This is a genomic window from Streptomyces sp. NPDC048473 (genome assembly GCF_043200155.1).
Lineage (GTDB): Bacteria > Actinomycetota > Actinomycetes > Streptomycetales > Streptomycetaceae > Streptomyces.
This window is the reverse complement of the sequence record NZ_JBICXE010000008.1, coordinates 19,522-33,945: the sequence shown is the minus strand read 5'-3', so window position 1 is coordinate 33,945 and position 14,424 is coordinate 19,522. Positions and strand designations below refer to the sequence as shown.

Below are 14,424 nucleotides of genomic sequence, written 5' to 3'. Positions count from 1 at the left end.
GTATTCAGAACACTGAATGACGGAGCTCGCCGTCAAGAGGTGTACACCCAAAGACTTTTGTTGCTGTGGTTCATGACTGACCTGACTGAGTCGGCTCACGCGAAAGGCGCGGCATGACGTCATCCCAGGACTCCGTCCACCCCTACGCCCACCCCTACATCCCGAATGCGGTCCCGGCCGTGCGGCAGGCGATGCTCGACGAGATCGGCGCGGTGAGCGTCGAGGACTTCTACGCCGACATCCCGGACGCCATCCGGCTGCACCGCCCCCTCGACCTGCCGGCCCCACTGCGTTCGGAAGCCGAACTCACCCGCCACATGGAGGAATTGCTCGGCCGCAACACCTCGACGCGGCAGGCGCTCAGCTTTCTCGGCTCCGGCTGCTACCAGCACCACGTACCGGCGGTCGTGGACGAGGTGGTCAACCGCAGCGAGTTCCTCACGGCGTACGCGGGCGAGCCCTACGAGGACCACGGCCGCTTCCAGGCGCTGTGGGAGTACCAGTCGATGATGGCCGAGCTGCTCGACGTCGAGATCGTCAACGTCCCGGTGTACGACGGCTTCCAGGCCTCGGGAACCGGCCTGCGCATGGCCGGCCGGATCACGGGCCGCCGCCGCGTGCTCGTCGCCACCGCGATCGACGCCGACAAGCTCTCCCGCATACGTGACTACGTGCGCCCCGACCACGACGTGACGGTGGTCCCGGTCGACCCGGACACCGGCTGCGCCGACCTCGACGCGGTGCGTGAAGCGCTAGCCGCCGGCGACACGGCGGCGGTGTACGCGGACACGCCCTCCGCGCTCGGCATCGTCGACGAGGCGCTGCCCCGCCTCGCCGAACTCGCCCACGAAACGGGGGCGTTGTTCGTCGTGGGCTGCAATCCGCTCACGCTCGGCGTGCTCGCGCCGCCCTCCGCGTACGGCGCCGACATCGCGTGCGGTGACATCCAGCCGCTCGGCCTCCATCAGAGCTTCGGCGGCGGCAACGCGGGCTTCATCGCCACGCGCGACGAGGAGATGCTGGTCGCCGAGTACCCGTCACGCCTGTTCGGCCTCGTGCCGACGACCGTCGAGGGCGAGTACGGCTTCGGCGACGTCGCCTACGAGCGGACCTCGTTCGCGCTGCGCGAGGAGGGCAAGGAGTGGGTCGGCACGGCCGCCGCGCTGCACGGTATCGGCGCCGGGGTCTATCTCGCACTGATGGGACCACAGGGCATGCGGGAGATCGGCGACACGATCCTCGCGCTCACCGCGTACGCCCGCAGGCGCCTCGCCGAGGTACCCGGCATCGAGGTCCCGTACGGCGACGCCCTGCACTTCGCCGACTTCACCGTCCGCTACACGGGCGGCAGGACCGCCGCCGAGATCCGCGCCGGCCTGAAGGAGCGGGGCATCTTCGGCGGCGTACCGACCGGCGGGCACGAGGCCGCGTACTGCGTCACCGAAGTCCACACCAAGGCCGACATCGACCGGCTCGCCGCAACCCTGGAGGAGATCGTCAAGTGACCGCCCCGCACGCGCCCGTGTCCGTCTCCCCCGAGGAGGCGCGCATCGCCGGCAAGCCGCGCCTCCGCCGATTCCAACAGGCCTCCTGGGACGAGAAGCTGATCTTCGAGCTCGGTTCGCCGGGCGAGCGAGGCGTCCTCGTACCGGCCGCAGACCCGTCCATCGGGAAGGCCGAGATACCCGCCGCCCTGCGCCGCGCCGAACCGCCCGCGCTGCCGGAGATGTCCCAACAACAGGTCCTGCGCCACTACTTGCGCCTGTCGCAGGAGAATCTGGGCGCCGATCTCAACATCGACGTCGGCCAGGGCACCTGCACCATGAAGTACAGCCCCAAGGTCAACGACCAGTTCGTCCGTGACCCGCGGATCGCGGCGCTGCACCCCCTCCAGGACGAGGACACGGTCCAGGGCGTCCTCGGGATCATCCACAGCCTGGAGCAGCTCCTGAAGGAGATCTCCGGCATGGACCGGGTCTCGCTCCAGCCGGGCGCCGGCTCCGCCGCGATCTACACGAACGTCGCCATGATCCGCGCCTACTTCGCCGCGCGCGGCGAGCTGGAGGAGCGCGACGAGGTCATCACGACGATCTTCTCCCACCCGTCGAACGCGGCTTGCGCGAAGACGGCGGGCTTCAAGGTCATCACGCTCCACCCGGACGCGGACGGCTACCCGGACATCGAGGCCCTCAAGGCGGCGGTCGGCCCGCGCACGGCGGCGCTCCTCATCACGAACCCCGAGGACACGGGCATCTACAACCCGCGCATCGAGGAGTTCGTACGGATCGTGCACGAGGTGGGCGGCCTGTGCTCGTACGACCAGGCCAACGCGAACGGCATCCTCGGCATCACGCGCGCCCGGGACGCGGGCTTCGACCTGTGCCACTTCAATCTGCACAAGACGTTCTCGACGCCGCACGCGTGCGGCGGTCCGGCGGCGGGTGCGTGCGCGGTCTCCGAGGACCTCGCCCCGTATCTGCCGCGCCCCACCGTCGAGTTCGACGGTTCGTCCTACCGCCTGGACGACGACCGGCCCGATTCGGTCGGCAAGATGCGGCCGTTCTACGGCGTCGTGCCGAACCTGGTCCGTGCCTACGCCTGGATCATGTCGCTCGGCGCGGAGGGCCTGCGGGCCGCCGCCGAGACGGCTGTCCTCAACAACAACTACCTGCTCCACAAGGTCCGGCAGATCCCTGGTGTCTCCGTCCCTTACGCGGCGGGGCACCCGCGCGTCGAGCAGGTCCGCTACAGCTGGGAGCAGCTCCACGAGGACACCGGCCTGCACTCCGAGGACATCGGCCTGCGCGCCGCGGACTTCGGTACGCACTACTGGACCAGCCACCACCCATACGTCGTGCCGGAACCCATGACGCTGGAGCCGACCGAGTCCTACACGCGCACCGACCTCGACGAGTACGCGGCGATCCTCGCGGAGATCGCCCGTGAGGCGTACGAGGACCCGGAGACCGTACGCACGGCGCCGCACCGCTCGACCATCCACCGGGTCCGCCCGGAAGCCCTGGACGACCCGGCGACCTGGGCGGTGTCCTGGCGCGCCTACCGCCGCAAGGTTCTCGGCGAGGCCGGCCGGTGACGAGGATCGGCCTGGTGGTCAACCCGGTCGCCGGCCTCGGCGGCCGGGTGGGTCTGGGCGGTACCGACGGCCCGGACCGGACCCGCGTGGCACTCTCGCTGGGCGCACGCCCCTTGGCGGGGGCGCGTGCCGCTGCGGCCCTGGGTGAACTGGCGGCGCGTTCAGCCCAGTTGACAGGGGGGGTCAGCCGTCCTGCGTGGGACGAACGAGGCAGCGAGTCGACAGCGGCGGCGCATCCCGCGCCCAGCCGGCGCACACAGGTGAGCGCCGCTTCGACGGCCTCCGCGCCGGATGGGCGTGCCGATGCGTCGGAGGGCACGGCGTACGCCCCCGCAACCACGCGGGAGCGCACGCCACACCCCGTGCCCGGCCGCCGGGCCGACGCCACCGGGGATCCCGCGCCGAACGAGCTCAGCGACACGCAGGCCGGGGCGGCGGCCATCGCTCCGGTCGGTCACCCGCCGGGCTCCGGACTCCTCGTCGTGACCGCCGCCGGTCCCCTGGGCGCTGACTCCGTCGCCGCCGCAGGGCTTGCAGGGCGGATCGTGTACGCCGCCGGGGCCGGGCGGGACACCTCGGCCGCGGACACGGCCGCCGCGGTGCGGGCCGTCGTCGCCGAGGGCGTCGACCTTCTGCTCTTCGCCGGCGGCGACGGCACCGCGCGGGACGTGCTCGGCGCCCTCCGCCACGTGCCCTGCCCGGTCCTCGGCGTACCGACCGGCGTGAAGATGCACTCGGCCGTCTTCGCCATCAGCCCGCGCGCCGCGGGTGAGGTCGCGGCGGCGTGGCTCGCCCGCAGGAGCACCGTTCGGCTGCGGGACGCCGAGGTGATGGACCGGGACGAGGACGCCCTGAGCGAGGGCCGCGTCGCCTCACAGCTCTTCGGGTGGCTGCGCGTTCCCGACATTCCGGCCCGCGTACAGCAGCGCAAGACCGGCAGCACCGCCGCCACGCCAGAGGCGGTCGGCGGCATCGCGACCGACGTCGCCGAGCGCGTCGGGGACGGCCTGCTCGTGCTCGGCCCCGGCAGCACCACCCGGGCGGTCGCGGCGACGCTCGGCGCGGACGTCTCCCTCACGGGGGTCGACGTGCTCCGCCTGCGGCCCGGCCACCGGCCGCGAATTGTGGCCCGCGACGCGGGCGAGGACACCCTCCTCTCCATCGGCCCGGCCTGGATCGCCCTCTCCCCCATCGGCGGGCAGGGCTTCCTCCTCGGCCGCGGCAACCAGCAGATCTCGCCGCGCGTCCTGCGCGTGGCGGGCGGCCGCGAGCGCCTGCTCGTGCTGTGCACGGAACAGAAACTGGCCGCGCTCGGCGGCCGCCCTCTTCTCCTCGACACCGGCGACGACGCGCTCAACGCGGAGCTGTCCGGGCACCTGCCCGTCATCACCGGAAGGCGGCGCACGTCGCTGTACCGCCTGGCCGGATGACCCCTCATGCCTCCCGTCGCACCCAGAAGGAGCCAAAGATGATCTCCCTTGACGGCAAGCGTGCCATCGTGACCGGCGGCGGAGCCGGAATCGGCCGCGCCACCGCCCAGGTCCTCGCGGAGCTCGGCGCCCGCGTGGTGATCGCCGACATCGACACGGACGGCGGCGAACGCACCGCGAAGGACACCGGAGGGACCTTCGTACGCTGCGACGTATCACGGCGCGCGGACTGCGAGGCCGTCGTGCACACGGCGCAGGAGCAGTTCGGCGGCGTGGACGTCCTCTTCAACAACGCCGGAATCATCCGCCGCTCCACGGTCTGCGAGATCACCGAGGACGACTGGGACCTGGTGATGGCTGTGAACATCCGCTCGGTGATGCTGATGAGCCGCCTCGTGATCCCCGGGATGGCGGCCCGGGGCGGCGGCTCCGTCATCAACACCGGCTCCGGATGGGGCATCCGCGGCGGCGGCCGAGCGATCTCGTACTGCGCGTCGAAGGGCGCCGTCGTCAACATGACCCGCGCCATGGCCATCGACCACGGCCCCGACAACATCCGCGTCAACTGTGTCTGCCCCGGTGACACGGCGACCGGGATGCTCGCCGAGGAGGCCCGCCAGCTCGGCGAGAGCTCCGACGCGTTCTACGCCGACGCCGCCGACCGGCCGCTCGGCCGGATCGGCCAGCCCCGCGACATCGCCCAGACCGTGGCGTTCCTCGCCTCCGACGCCTCGGCGTTCCTGAGCGGGGCGATCATCCCGGTCGACGGCGCCGGTACCGCGTGACCCGCCGGTAGCGGATAATCGACCGGACCGAAGGGGAGGGCAGCCTCACATGCCAATCGAAAACCGCCCGCTGCGCGAACAGGTCAAGGAGGAACTGATCAAGCGCCTCGGGCGCGGCACGATCGCGACCAGCGAGCCGATCAACGAGGGGCAGCTCGCCACCGAACTCGGCGTCAGCCGTACTCCGCTGCGCGAGGCACTGATCACGCTGGAGCGCGAGGGCGTCATCACCAGCGAGCGCGGCAAGGGCTTCCGCTTCACGCCGCTCAGCGCACAGGAGTTCCGTGACCTGTCCGCGATCGTCGCGACGCTGGAGGCGCTCGCCCTGGAGTCCAGCGATCCCGGGCACCTGACGGCGACAGCCCCCCGCCTCCTTGAGGAGGCGCGTGCGTTCTCGGCCCCGCAGGCGCCGCACGACGTCATAGAGCGTTACGACGACGCGTGGCACGACCTGCTCCTGTCCGGCTGCACGAACAACCGCCTGATGAAGCTGATCACCTCCCTGAAGGTGACAATGCACCGCTACGAGCGGGTGGCCCTGGGCGACCAGGACATCCTGGAGCGTTCGGCGGTGGAGCACGAGCGGATCGCCGAATGCCTGCAGCGCGGCGACCTCGACGCGGCCGTCGCGGCGCTCAAGGAGAACTGGAACAGCGGGATGCACCGGATCCTGGAGCATCTGAAGGACTGACCACGGACGGCGGGACCCTGACGGGGACAGCGGAGACACAGTGGTGCGGGTCGAGACGCCAGAGCTTGACCCGCACGGCTCCTCCGGGATCCCCTCACCGTGAAACGGAACCCATCCGTCGACCCGACGCGCGGCCCAGGGACGGTGACCGCATGACTCTGCAGATCAGCGCCACCAAGCTGCGGCGTCTGCGCGGGGCCGCAGACCTCGATCCAGCTCCGGTGCTCCGTGAGTTCTCCTCGCCTCGGTCGAAGGCCTCGCTCGCCCGTGTCGACATCCTTGTCACCGGCTGGGGATGCCCGCCCCTCACGGCCGGGATCCTGGCACTGGCACCACGCCTGCGTGCCGTTGTCCATGCCGCCGGATCGGTCAAACACCATGTCACGGCGGCCTGTTGGGAGCGGGGAATCGCAGTGTGATCGGCCGCTGCCGCCAATGCCGTCCCCGTTGCCGAGTACACGGTCGCCGTCCCTACCCGAAGACGGTTACACGGGACGACAACTGCACATAGGCTGTCGTCCCCTCAGGTGTCCGCTGACCTGGCAGAATGCAGCCCTGGAGCCGATCCGGCAGAGCTAGGAGCCGCCCCGTGTTCTATTACGTGCTCAAATACGTCATTCTCGGGCCGCTTCTACGGTTGTTCTTCCGCCCCAGGATCGAGGGCCTGGAACACATCCCGGAAGACGGTGCGGCCATCGTCGCCGGTAACCATCTGTCGTTCTCCGACCATTTCCTGATGCCCGCGATCATCAAGCGGCGCATCACGTTTCTCGCCAAGGCGGAGTACTTCACCGGGCCGGGAGTGAAGGGGCGGCTGACCGCAGCCTTCTTCCACAGCATCGGGCAGATTCCGGTGGACCGGTCCGGCAAGGACGCGGGGCAGGCGGCGATCCGCGAGGGGCTCGGGGTGCTGGGCAGGGGCGAGCTGCTGGGGATCTATCCGGAAGGCACCCGTTCACACGACGGCCGGCTCTACAAGGGCAAGGTCGGCGTGGCCGTGATGGCGATCACGGCACAGGTGCCGGTGGTGCCGTGCGCGATGGTCGGTACGTTCGAGATCCAGCCGCCGGGACAGGTCGTCCCGCGCATCAAGCGGGTCACCATCCGCTTCGGTGAGCCGCTGGACTTCTCCCGTTACGCCGGTCTGGAGAACCAGAAGGCGGCAATCCGGGCGGTCACCGACGAGATCATGTACGCGATCCTCGGCCTCTCCGGACAGGAGTACGTCGACGAGTACGCGGCCAAGGTGAAGGCCGCGCAGTCCGAGCAGGCCCGGCAGCCGAAGAAGTTCCCGAAACTGCGACGCTGACGGCGAATCCGCGCTGGGTGAACTCCGCTGGTCCGGGCGACGGCCTCGTCCTAGCGTGCCTCTCATGAGCAAGAAGAACGCATGGGTTCTGGGAGCGACGGGACAGATCGGGCGAGTGGCCGTGCAGGCGCTCGTCGAGGACGGCTGGGAGGTGACGGCCGCTTCTCGCGGCGGCGGCCGCGACGCGCGGTGGGACGGCGCGGTGCGCACGACGGCTCTCGACCGGGACGAGGACGGGGCACTCGCGGCGGCGCTGGGTGACGGTTGTGACGTCCTGGTCGACATGGTGGCGTACGGAGCGGATCACGCCCGGCAGCTGACCGGCCTCGCGGACCGGATCGGTTCGGCAGTGGTCATCTCCAGCGGTGCGGTGTACGAGGACGACCGGGGGCGCAGCTTCGACACCCAGGGCGAGCCCGACGGAGCCCCGCGGTACCCCGTGCCGGTCCCGGAGTCACAGCGCACGGTGCCGGCCGGCGATGCCACGTACGGGACGCGGAAGATACAGCTGGAGCAGGATCTGCTGGCGGCGGGGGACGCGCTGCCGGTGACACTGTTGCGTGCGGGGGCGATTCACGGGGCGTACTGCCGCTCGCCCCGTGAGCTGTACTTCGTGAAGCGGCTCCTGGACGGCCGCGCGCGGCGGGTGCTCTCGTACGGCGGGACGTCCCGTTTCCATCCGGTCCACGTCTCCAACCTGGCCGAGCTGATCCGGCTCGCCGCCGGGCGGCCCGGTTCGCGGGTGCTCAATGCCGGGGATCCGCAGGCGCCGACGGTCGCGGAGATCGGCGAGGCCGTCGACGCGGTGCTCGGCGGGAGGACCGAGACCGTGCTGATGGCGGGCGCACCCGGGGATGACGGCGTCGGCTCGACGCCGTGGAGCACCGCCCATCCCATCGTGTACGACATGGCGGCCGCCGAGCAGGAGCTCGGGTACCGGGCCCTGACGGGCTATGCGCAGTCGCTTCCGGAGACGGTCGAGTGGATCGCCGCGCAACTGGAGGGCAAGGACTGGACGGATGCCTTCCCCGTCATGCTGCGGGCGTACGGGAAGAAGCTCTTCGACTACGCGGCGGAGGACGCCTGGCTGGAGACGTACGGCCGGAAGGCGTGAGGCGGAGCCCGTACGCGAGAACGGGCGGCCGGAGGTTCGAGACCGCCGGCCGCCCGTGCCCGTGAGATGTGACCGTTACGGCGTCGGTGTGGCGTGCGGGGCGCACGTCACGTCGCTGCGGTCGGTCCTGCCGGTGAGCAGGTAGGTGTCCACCCGCTCGTTGATGCAGGGGTTGACCAGGCCGGTGACACCGTGCGAACCGGCGTCCCGCTCGGTGATGAGGCGCGATCCCTTGAAGCGCTTGTGCAGTTCGACGGCGCCCTGGTACGGGGTGGCGGCGTCACGCGTGGACTGCACGATCAGCACCGGCGGCAGGCCCTTGCCGGTCTTCACGTTCAGCGGGGTCTGCTGCTTGGCCGGCCAGGTCGCACAGGGCAGGTTCATCCAGGCGTTCGCCCACGTCATGAACGGGTAGTCCTTGTGCAGCCGGGTGTTGTCGCGGTCCCACTTCTGCCAGCTGGTGGGCCACTTGGCATCCGCGCACTCGACCGCCGTGTACACGGCGTTGCCGTTCTCCGAGGAGATGTTCCCCGCGGTGTCCGACATGTCCGGGCCCGCGGCGTCGACCAGTGCCTGGGTGTCGCCGCCCAGGTAGTCGCTCCAGGTCTGGGCCACGAGCGCCCAGGTGGAGTCGTAGTAGGGCGCATTCTGGAAGAAGCCGGTGAGCTCGGCGGGGCCGACAACGCCACCGATGGGGCTCTTCTTGGCGGCGGCGCGCAGCTTCAGCCACGCCTGCTCGACCTTCTCGGGGGTGTTGCCGATGTGGAAGGCGGAGTCGTTCTCGGCGACCCATGCCTTCCAGTCGTCCCAGCGTCCCTGGAAGGCGATGTCCTGGTTGAGGTTGGCCTGGTACCAGATGTTGTCCTTCGCCGGGTTGACGACACTGTCGACAACCATGCGGCGGACATGGGCCGGGAAGAGCGTGCCGTAGACCGCGCCCAGATAGGTGCCGTAGGAGACGCCCAGGTAGTTGAGCTTCTTCTCACCGAGGGCGGCGCGGATGACATCCAGGTCGCGTGCGGTGTTCGGCGTGGTCATGTGCGGCAGCATGTCGCCGCTGCGTTCGGCGCAGCCGTCCGCGTACTCGGCGGCGAGCTTGCGCTGGGCGCGCTTGTCGGCCTCGGAGTCGGGTACGGGGTCGGCCTTCGGGGCCTTGACGAACTCCTGGGGATCGATGCAGGAGATCGGCGCGGAGTGGCCCACGCCCCGCGGGTCGAAGCCCACGAAGTCGTACGCCTTCGCCGTATTCGTCCAGAGGGGGTTCTTGTTGGTGATCCGGGTCGGGAACCGCAGCCCCGAACCGCCGGGGCCGCCCGGGTTGTAGATCAGGGCGCCCTGTCGCTCGTCCTTCGTGCCGGTGCTGACGTGCCGGTCGACGGCGAGCTTGATCTGCTTGCCGTCGGGCCTGGCGTAGTCGAGCGGCACGGTCACCCAGCCGCACTGGATGGGCTTGGCTATGGCCCAGTCGGCCGGGCAGTCCTTCCAGTCGATGCCGGACCTGGCCGCCCGTGCCGCGGCGAGCTGAACGCCGCGCGCCTCGGAACCGTGGTGGTGGCGGCCTTCGGCGGTGGCCGCCGGTGCGGTCACCGCGCCCGCGATGAGCGTGCCCGCGATCAGAGCGCCGGCCGAGCCGAGCACTGCTGTGCGTCTCAAGTGGAACCTCCCCCATATCTGAAGCGCCGCCGGTGGCGGCGCGGTTCATTCGGGACCTCCCGCGGATCGTGTCGTCTGTGAGGTTCCTGAGAACAGGTCACACACCCACTTCTTTACCGAATCGATAACCGGACACCCGTGTCCCGCTGAGCGGTATTCACCCTGCCGAGGTGTCGAATACGTCGTTCAGCGCGTCGTCCAGGACCCTGCGCAGCAGGCGCGCATCGGGGGAGACCGCTGTCACCAGCACGGCCGGACCGGCGAGCGGGGTGAGGACGGCGGTCGGTCCCAGCAGGCGCGCTTCGGGGCACTTTTCCTCGAACGACGGGTCGACGACGAGGAGTTGGCCGACGGCCCGGTGGCCGCCCAGGACAGCCGCGCCGTCCCAGCCGCCGGGTGCTCCCGGCCCGTACGCCACCTGCTGGTCGATCAGCGGACGGCCGGCGCGGTGCACCGTGAGGCGGCTGGTGAGGGTGCCGGTGCTCTCGCCGTGGCGGCCGAGGACCTGCTCTTCGCGCAGCACCAGCCGTGCGGTGGAGGCGAGTTCGACCCGCGTGGTCATGTGCAGGACGCTGCCGTGCGCCGAGATCAGCTGCTCCGGAAGCCAGCGCAGCTCGGCCCGCTCCCCCACGTTCAACTCGATCTCGTACGTGGCAGGTTCGGCGGCCTTTGCCGGTCCGGGCAGGGCGACGGTCGCCGCCGCCGAGTCGACGGTGAGCCGGGCGCCTTCCTCGACCTGCGCCTCGATGGCGAGCCGGTCACCGCCGAGCGGCGCGCTCATGGCGCCGACGACGGTGACACGGGCGTACGGGCCGTTCGCGGCCCGGGTCCGGCGCAGGGCGAGCGGTCCGTCGCTCTCCAGCACGGGGAGCGAGGTGACACCCCGGCTGTCGAGGACCGCGGTGATACGGGCGGTGGCCTGGACGCTCATGCGGTCCAGGCGGCGAGCTGCCCCCGCACCCAGTCCGCGACGGGCCCCACGCCTTCCTCGGAGGTGAGCGAGGTGAAGGCCACGGGGAGCGGTCCGCGCTGCTGTGCGGCGTCGTGAGCCATTCGGCCGAGATCGGAGCCGACGTACGGGGCAAGGTCGGTCTTGTTGATGACGAGCAGGTCGGAGGTGGTGACGCCGGGGCCGCCCTTGCGCGGGATGTCGTCGCCGCCCGCCACATCGATGACGAAGATCTGGGCGTCGACCAGGCCCTTGGAGAAGGTGGCGGTGAGGTTGTCGCCGCCGGATTCGACCAGGATCAGATCGAGCGGTCCGACGGTGTCCTCCAGGTCCTCGACGGCTTCGAGGTTGGCGGAGATGTCGTCCCGGATCGCGGTGTGCGGGCAGGCGCCGGTCTCCACGGCCTGGATGCGCTCGGGCGGCAGGACGGCATGGCGCTGCAGGAAGGCGGCGTCTTCGCGGGTGTAGATGTCGTTGGTGACCACGGCGATGGACAGCTGGTCGCGCAGGGCACGGCAGAGGGCGGCGACGGTCGCGGTCTTGCCGGAGCCGACCGGTCCGCCGAGTCCGATGCGCAGGGCGCGGCGGGTGCCGTCGGGGCGGGCGGCATCGGCGCTCACTGCGGCGGGGCCGTGCTGGGCGTGGTCGAGATGCATGAGGTTCGGCTCCTGGTTCTTGCGGGTCTACGAGGCGAACAGGCGGACCGGCCAGGCCGCGTGCGCCTCGGCGGTGATGTCGAGGAGAGGGGCGGAGGCGGCAGGCAGCGCGTCGATGGTTCCGTGCGCCGCGGCGGCGGCCTGTTCGGCGATCCGGTCGAGTTCGGGTGCGAGGCGGGCGAGGACGGCGGTGGCCTCGAAGGGGTCGAGAGAGAGCAGACGGACGACGGCGGTGGCCGGTCCGCTGACGGTCTCGTAGGCGACGCAGTGCGCGGCGTCCTGGGGCCCGAGTCCCGCCGCGCGTGCGGTGAGGCCGAGCACGACGGGCTGGTGGGCGCCGCGCGGCCGGGCCCGGGCGAGCGCGGCGAGTTCGGGGCTGGGCCAAGTGGCGCGGGCCGCCCGCATCAGCTGCCGGCCGAGCTTGCGCGCGACGGCCCGCAGCGCGGGTGACGGGGTGCGGGCATCGGCGGCCTCGTCGAGCGCGAGCGGGTCGTGGCCATGGGCGGCCGCCGCGGCAAGTGCGGCGGCCGTGAGGCCGGTGGTGTGGAGGCGGCCCCGGCAGAACTCGGCGAGGTCCTCGGCGTTACGGATGCGTCCTTCCTTCACGGCCGGTTCGGCGCCGCCGGAGTGGGCGTGGCCACCGGCGGGGAACCGGCCGTCGGCGAGGACGAGCAGAGCTGCGCGGCTCATCACATGGTCCGCATCAGAAGAGGAAGTAGCGCTGGGCCATGGGAAGTTCGGCAGCCGGTGCCGGTTCGACCGGTTCGCCGTCGATCGTCACGGCGAAGCTGTCGGGGTCGACATGGACCTGCGGCAGTGCGTCGTTCTCGCGCATGTCGGCCTTGGTGACACCGCGCGTGCTGGTGATCGGCACGAACCGCTTCCCGAGACCGAGGCGCTCGGGCAGCCCGTCCTCGATCGCCGCGTTCGCAACGAAGTTGAAGGAGTTGGCCGCAGGGGAGCGGCCGACCGCGCCGAACATCGGTCGGGGCAGAACCGGTTGCGGGGTCGGGATGGAGGCGTTGGCGTCACCCATCTGCGCGTACGCGATCTGGCCGCCCTTGATGACGGTCTGCGGTTTGACGCCGAAGAACGCCGGTTCCCACAGCACCAGATCCGCGAGCTTTCCCGTCTCCACCGAACCGATCTCCCGGTCGAGTCCTTGGGCAACCGCCGGGTTGATGGTGTATTTGGCGACATAGCGACGCACCCGGTGGTTGTCGGCCCGCCCGTCGCCGGGCAGTGCGCCGCGGCGCCTCTTCATCACATGGGCGGTCTGCCAGGTGCGCAGGACGACCTCGCCGATGCGGCCCATCGCCTGGGAGTCGGACGAGATGATCGAGATGGCCCCGAGGTCATGGAGGATGTCCTCGGCCGCGATGGTGGACGGCCGGATACGCGATTCGGCGAAGGCCAGATCCTCCGGCACGGCGGGGTTGAGGTGGTGACAGACCATCAGCATGTCGAGGTGTTCCTCGATGGTGTTGACGGTGTGCGGCCGGGTCGGGTTGGTGGAGCTGGGCAGGACGTACGGCTCCGAGACGACGCTGATGATGTCCGGGGCGTGCCCGCCGCCCGCGCCCTCGGTGTGGTACGCGTGGATGGAGCGTCCGGCGATGGCTGCCAGGGTGTCGGCGACGAATCCGGCCTCGTTGAGGGTGTCGGTGTGGATGGCGAGCTGGGCGCCCGTCTCCTCGCAGACACTCAGGCAGGCGTCGATGACGGCGGGGGTGGCGCCCCAGTCCTCGTGGATCTTGAATCCGAGTGCACCGGCGCGTAGTTGGGAGTGCATGGCCTCGCGCGACATCGTGTTGCCCTTGCCGAGCAGACCGATGTTGACGGGGTACGCCTCCAGCGCCTCGAACATCCGGGCAAGGTGCCATGGGCCCGGAGTGATGGTGGTGGCCTTGGTGCCCTCGGCCGGTCCGGTGCCGCCGCCGACCAGGGTGGTGGTCCCGGAGGAGAGCGCCTGGTCGATCAGGGTCGGCGAGATGAAGTGGACATGGGCGTCGATGGCGCCCGCGGTGAGGAACTTGCCGTTTCCCGCGATGATTTCGGTCTCGGGGCCGATGACCAGGTCGGGGTGGACGCCGTCCATGGTGTCGGGGTTGCCGGCCTTGCCGATCCCGGTGATCCGGCCGTCGCGGATGCCGATGTCGGCCTTGACGATGCCCCAGTGGTCGATGATCACGGCGCCGGTGATGACGGTGTCCGGGGCGCCTTCGGCGCGGGTGGTGCGGGCCTGGCCCATCGACTCGCGGATCACCTTTCCGCCGCCGAACACTGCCTCATCTCCCGCGAGTCCGGGGCCGCCCGAGCGGTCCTCCTCGATCTCGACGAGCAGATCGGTGTCGGCGAGCCGGATGCGGTCACCGGTCGTGGGGCCGAACAGGTCGGCGTAGACCGCGCGGTCGAGTTCAGCCATCGAGGGCACCTCCGGTTTCGCCGCGCAGGCCGGGGACGATGCGCCGTCCGGCGAGGGGGACGAGCTCGATGTCGACGGGTACGCCGGGTTCGAAGCGCACGGCGGTCCCGGCGGCGATGTTCAGCCGCAGTCCGCGGGCCGCCGAACGGTCGAAGTCCAGGCCCGGGTTAGCCTCGGCGAAGTGATAGTGCGAACCGATCTGGACGGGCCGGTCGGCGGCGTTGAGAACGGTGAGGCGGGTGACGGACCGGCCCTCGTTGAACGGCACGGGCCCGTCCCCGTACAGGATCTCTCCGGGAATCATCGGTGACACCTCCC

The 14,424-nt window shown here is 70.7% G+C and carries 14 protein-coding genes; 8 read left to right on the top strand and 6 right to left on the bottom strand.

What is annotated here, in order from left to right; genetic code table 11:
* The first annotated feature begins 113 nt into the window (after window positions 1–113).
* The 8 genes from gcvPA (at window position 114) to ACGFU7_RS16140 (ending at window position 8,423) form a co-directional block, all read left to right on the top strand.
* Window positions 114–1,505, top strand: coding sequence for an aminomethyl-transferring glycine dehydrogenase subunit GcvPA (gcvPA, locus tag ACGFU7_RS16175; protein WP_393696244.1), 1,392 nt, complete (start codon window positions 114–116; stop codon window positions 1,503–1,505).
* Window positions 1,502–3,094 (top strand): aminomethyl-transferring glycine dehydrogenase subunit GcvPB, encoded by a 1,593-nt coding sequence (gcvPB, locus tag ACGFU7_RS16170; RefSeq protein WP_393696242.1) that lies wholly within the window; start codon window positions 1,502–1,504, stop codon window positions 3,092–3,094. The genes gcvPA and gcvPB overlap by 4 nt, the downstream gene beginning before the upstream one ends.
* Window positions 3,091–4,524 carry an ATP-NAD kinase family protein gene (locus ACGFU7_RS16165; RefSeq protein ID WP_393696240.1) on the top strand — a complete coding sequence of 478 codons (1,434 nt, stop codon included), beginning with the start codon at window positions 3,091–3,093 and terminating at the stop codon, window positions 4,522–4,524. The genes gcvPB and ACGFU7_RS16165 overlap by 4 nt, the downstream gene beginning before the upstream one ends.
* 38 nt (window positions 4,525–4,562) lie before the next feature.
* A complete protein-coding gene (locus tag ACGFU7_RS16160) occupies window positions 4,563–5,309 on the top strand; it encodes an SDR family NAD(P)-dependent oxidoreductase (protein WP_393696238.1) in 747 nt (248 codons plus the stop codon).
* A gap of 49 nt (window positions 5,310–5,358) precedes the next feature.
* Window positions 5,359–6,000 (top strand): GntR family transcriptional regulator, encoded by a 642-nt coding sequence (locus tag ACGFU7_RS16155; RefSeq protein WP_393696236.1) that lies wholly within the window; start codon window positions 5,359–5,361, stop codon window positions 5,998–6,000.
* A gap of 152 nt (window positions 6,001–6,152) precedes the next feature.
* Window positions 6,153–6,419, top strand: a complete 267-nt coding sequence (locus ACGFU7_RS16150; RefSeq protein WP_393696234.1) for a hypothetical protein — start codon at window positions 6,153–6,155, stop codon at window positions 6,417–6,419.
* Between the two features lie 170 nt (window positions 6,420–6,589).
* Complete coding sequence (locus ACGFU7_RS16145; RefSeq protein ID WP_393696233.1) at window positions 6,590–7,309, top strand: lysophospholipid acyltransferase family protein; 720 nt, start codon at window positions 6,590–6,592, stop codon at window positions 7,307–7,309.
* 64 nt (window positions 7,310–7,373) lie between these two features.
* Complete coding sequence (locus ACGFU7_RS16140) at window positions 7,374–8,423, top strand: NAD-dependent epimerase/dehydratase family protein (protein ID WP_393696231.1); 1,050 nt, start codon at window positions 7,374–7,376, stop codon at window positions 8,421–8,423.
* A 75-nt stretch (window positions 8,424–8,498) separates the two neighbouring features.
* Here ACGFU7_RS16140 and ACGFU7_RS16135 read toward each other — a convergent pair whose 3' ends face one another.
* From ACGFU7_RS16135 to ACGFU7_RS16110, 6 genes are all read right to left on the bottom strand, one after another.
* Entirely contained in the window at window positions 8,499–10,076 is a 1,578-nt protein-coding gene (locus ACGFU7_RS16135) for an alpha/beta hydrolase (RefSeq protein ID WP_393696229.1), read from the bottom strand.
* A gap of 157 nt (window positions 10,077–10,233) precedes the next feature.
* Complete coding sequence (locus ACGFU7_RS16130; protein WP_393696227.1) at window positions 10,234–11,007, bottom strand: urease accessory protein UreD; 774 nt, start codon at window positions 11,005–11,007, stop codon at window positions 10,234–10,236.
* Window positions 11,004–11,681, bottom strand: a complete 678-nt coding sequence (ureG, locus tag ACGFU7_RS16125) for an urease accessory protein UreG (protein WP_393696225.1) — start codon at window positions 11,679–11,681, stop codon at window positions 11,004–11,006. Before ureG ends, ACGFU7_RS16130 begins: the two co-directional genes overlap by 4 nt.
* A 27-nt stretch (window positions 11,682–11,708) precedes the next feature.
* A complete protein-coding gene (locus tag ACGFU7_RS16120; RefSeq protein ID WP_393696223.1) occupies window positions 11,709–12,371 on the bottom strand; it encodes an urease accessory protein UreF in 663 nt (220 codons plus the stop codon).
* Window positions 12,372–12,384: 13 nt separating this feature from the next.
* Window positions 12,385–14,106 (bottom strand): urease subunit alpha, encoded by a 1,722-nt coding sequence (locus ACGFU7_RS16115; protein ID WP_393696221.1) that lies wholly within the window; start codon window positions 14,104–14,106, stop codon window positions 12,385–12,387.
* Window positions 14,099–14,410, bottom strand: coding sequence for an urease subunit beta (locus ACGFU7_RS16110; RefSeq protein WP_393696219.1), 312 nt, complete (start codon window positions 14,408–14,410; stop codon window positions 14,099–14,101). The genes ACGFU7_RS16115 and ACGFU7_RS16110 overlap by 8 nt, the downstream gene beginning before the upstream one ends.
* Window positions 14,411–14,424 lie beyond the last annotated feature (14 nt).

Bases quoted from the DNA above. Each gene is read 5' to 3' on its own strand.
- gcvPA (WP_393696244.1), top strand. From the start codon at position 114: ATGACGTCATCCCAGGACTCCGTCCACCCCTACGCCCACCCCTACATC.
- ACGFU7_RS16110 (WP_393696219.1), bottom strand. From the start codon at position 14,410: ATGATTCCCGGAGAGATCCTGTACGGGGACGGGCCCGTGCCGTTCAAC.
- ACGFU7_RS16150 (WP_393696234.1), top strand. From the start codon at position 6,153: ATGACTCTGCAGATCAGCGCCACCAAGCTGCGGCGTCTGCGCGGGGCC.
- ACGFU7_RS16140 (WP_393696231.1), top strand. From the start codon at position 7,374: ATGAGCAAGAAGAACGCATGGGTTCTGGGAGCGACGGGACAGATCGGG.
- ACGFU7_RS16115 (WP_393696221.1), bottom strand. From the start codon at position 14,106: ATGGCTGAACTCGACCGCGCGGTCTACGCCGACCTGTTCGGCCCCACG.
- ureG (WP_393696225.1), bottom strand. From the start codon at position 11,681: ATGCATCTCGACCACGCCCAGCACGGCCCCGCCGCAGTGAGCGCCGAT.
- ACGFU7_RS16155 (WP_393696236.1), top strand. From the start codon at position 5,359: ATGCCAATCGAAAACCGCCCGCTGCGCGAACAGGTCAAGGAGGAACTG.
- ACGFU7_RS16130 (WP_393696227.1), bottom strand. From the start codon at position 11,007: ATGAGCGTCCAGGCCACCGCCCGTATCACCGCGGTCCTCGACAGCCGG.
- ACGFU7_RS16160 (WP_393696238.1), top strand. From the start codon at position 4,563: ATGATCTCCCTTGACGGCAAGCGTGCCATCGTGACCGGCGGCGGAGCC.
- ACGFU7_RS16120 (WP_393696223.1), bottom strand. From the start codon at position 12,371: ATGAGCCGCGCAGCTCTGCTCGTCCTCGCCGACGGCCGGTTCCCCGCC.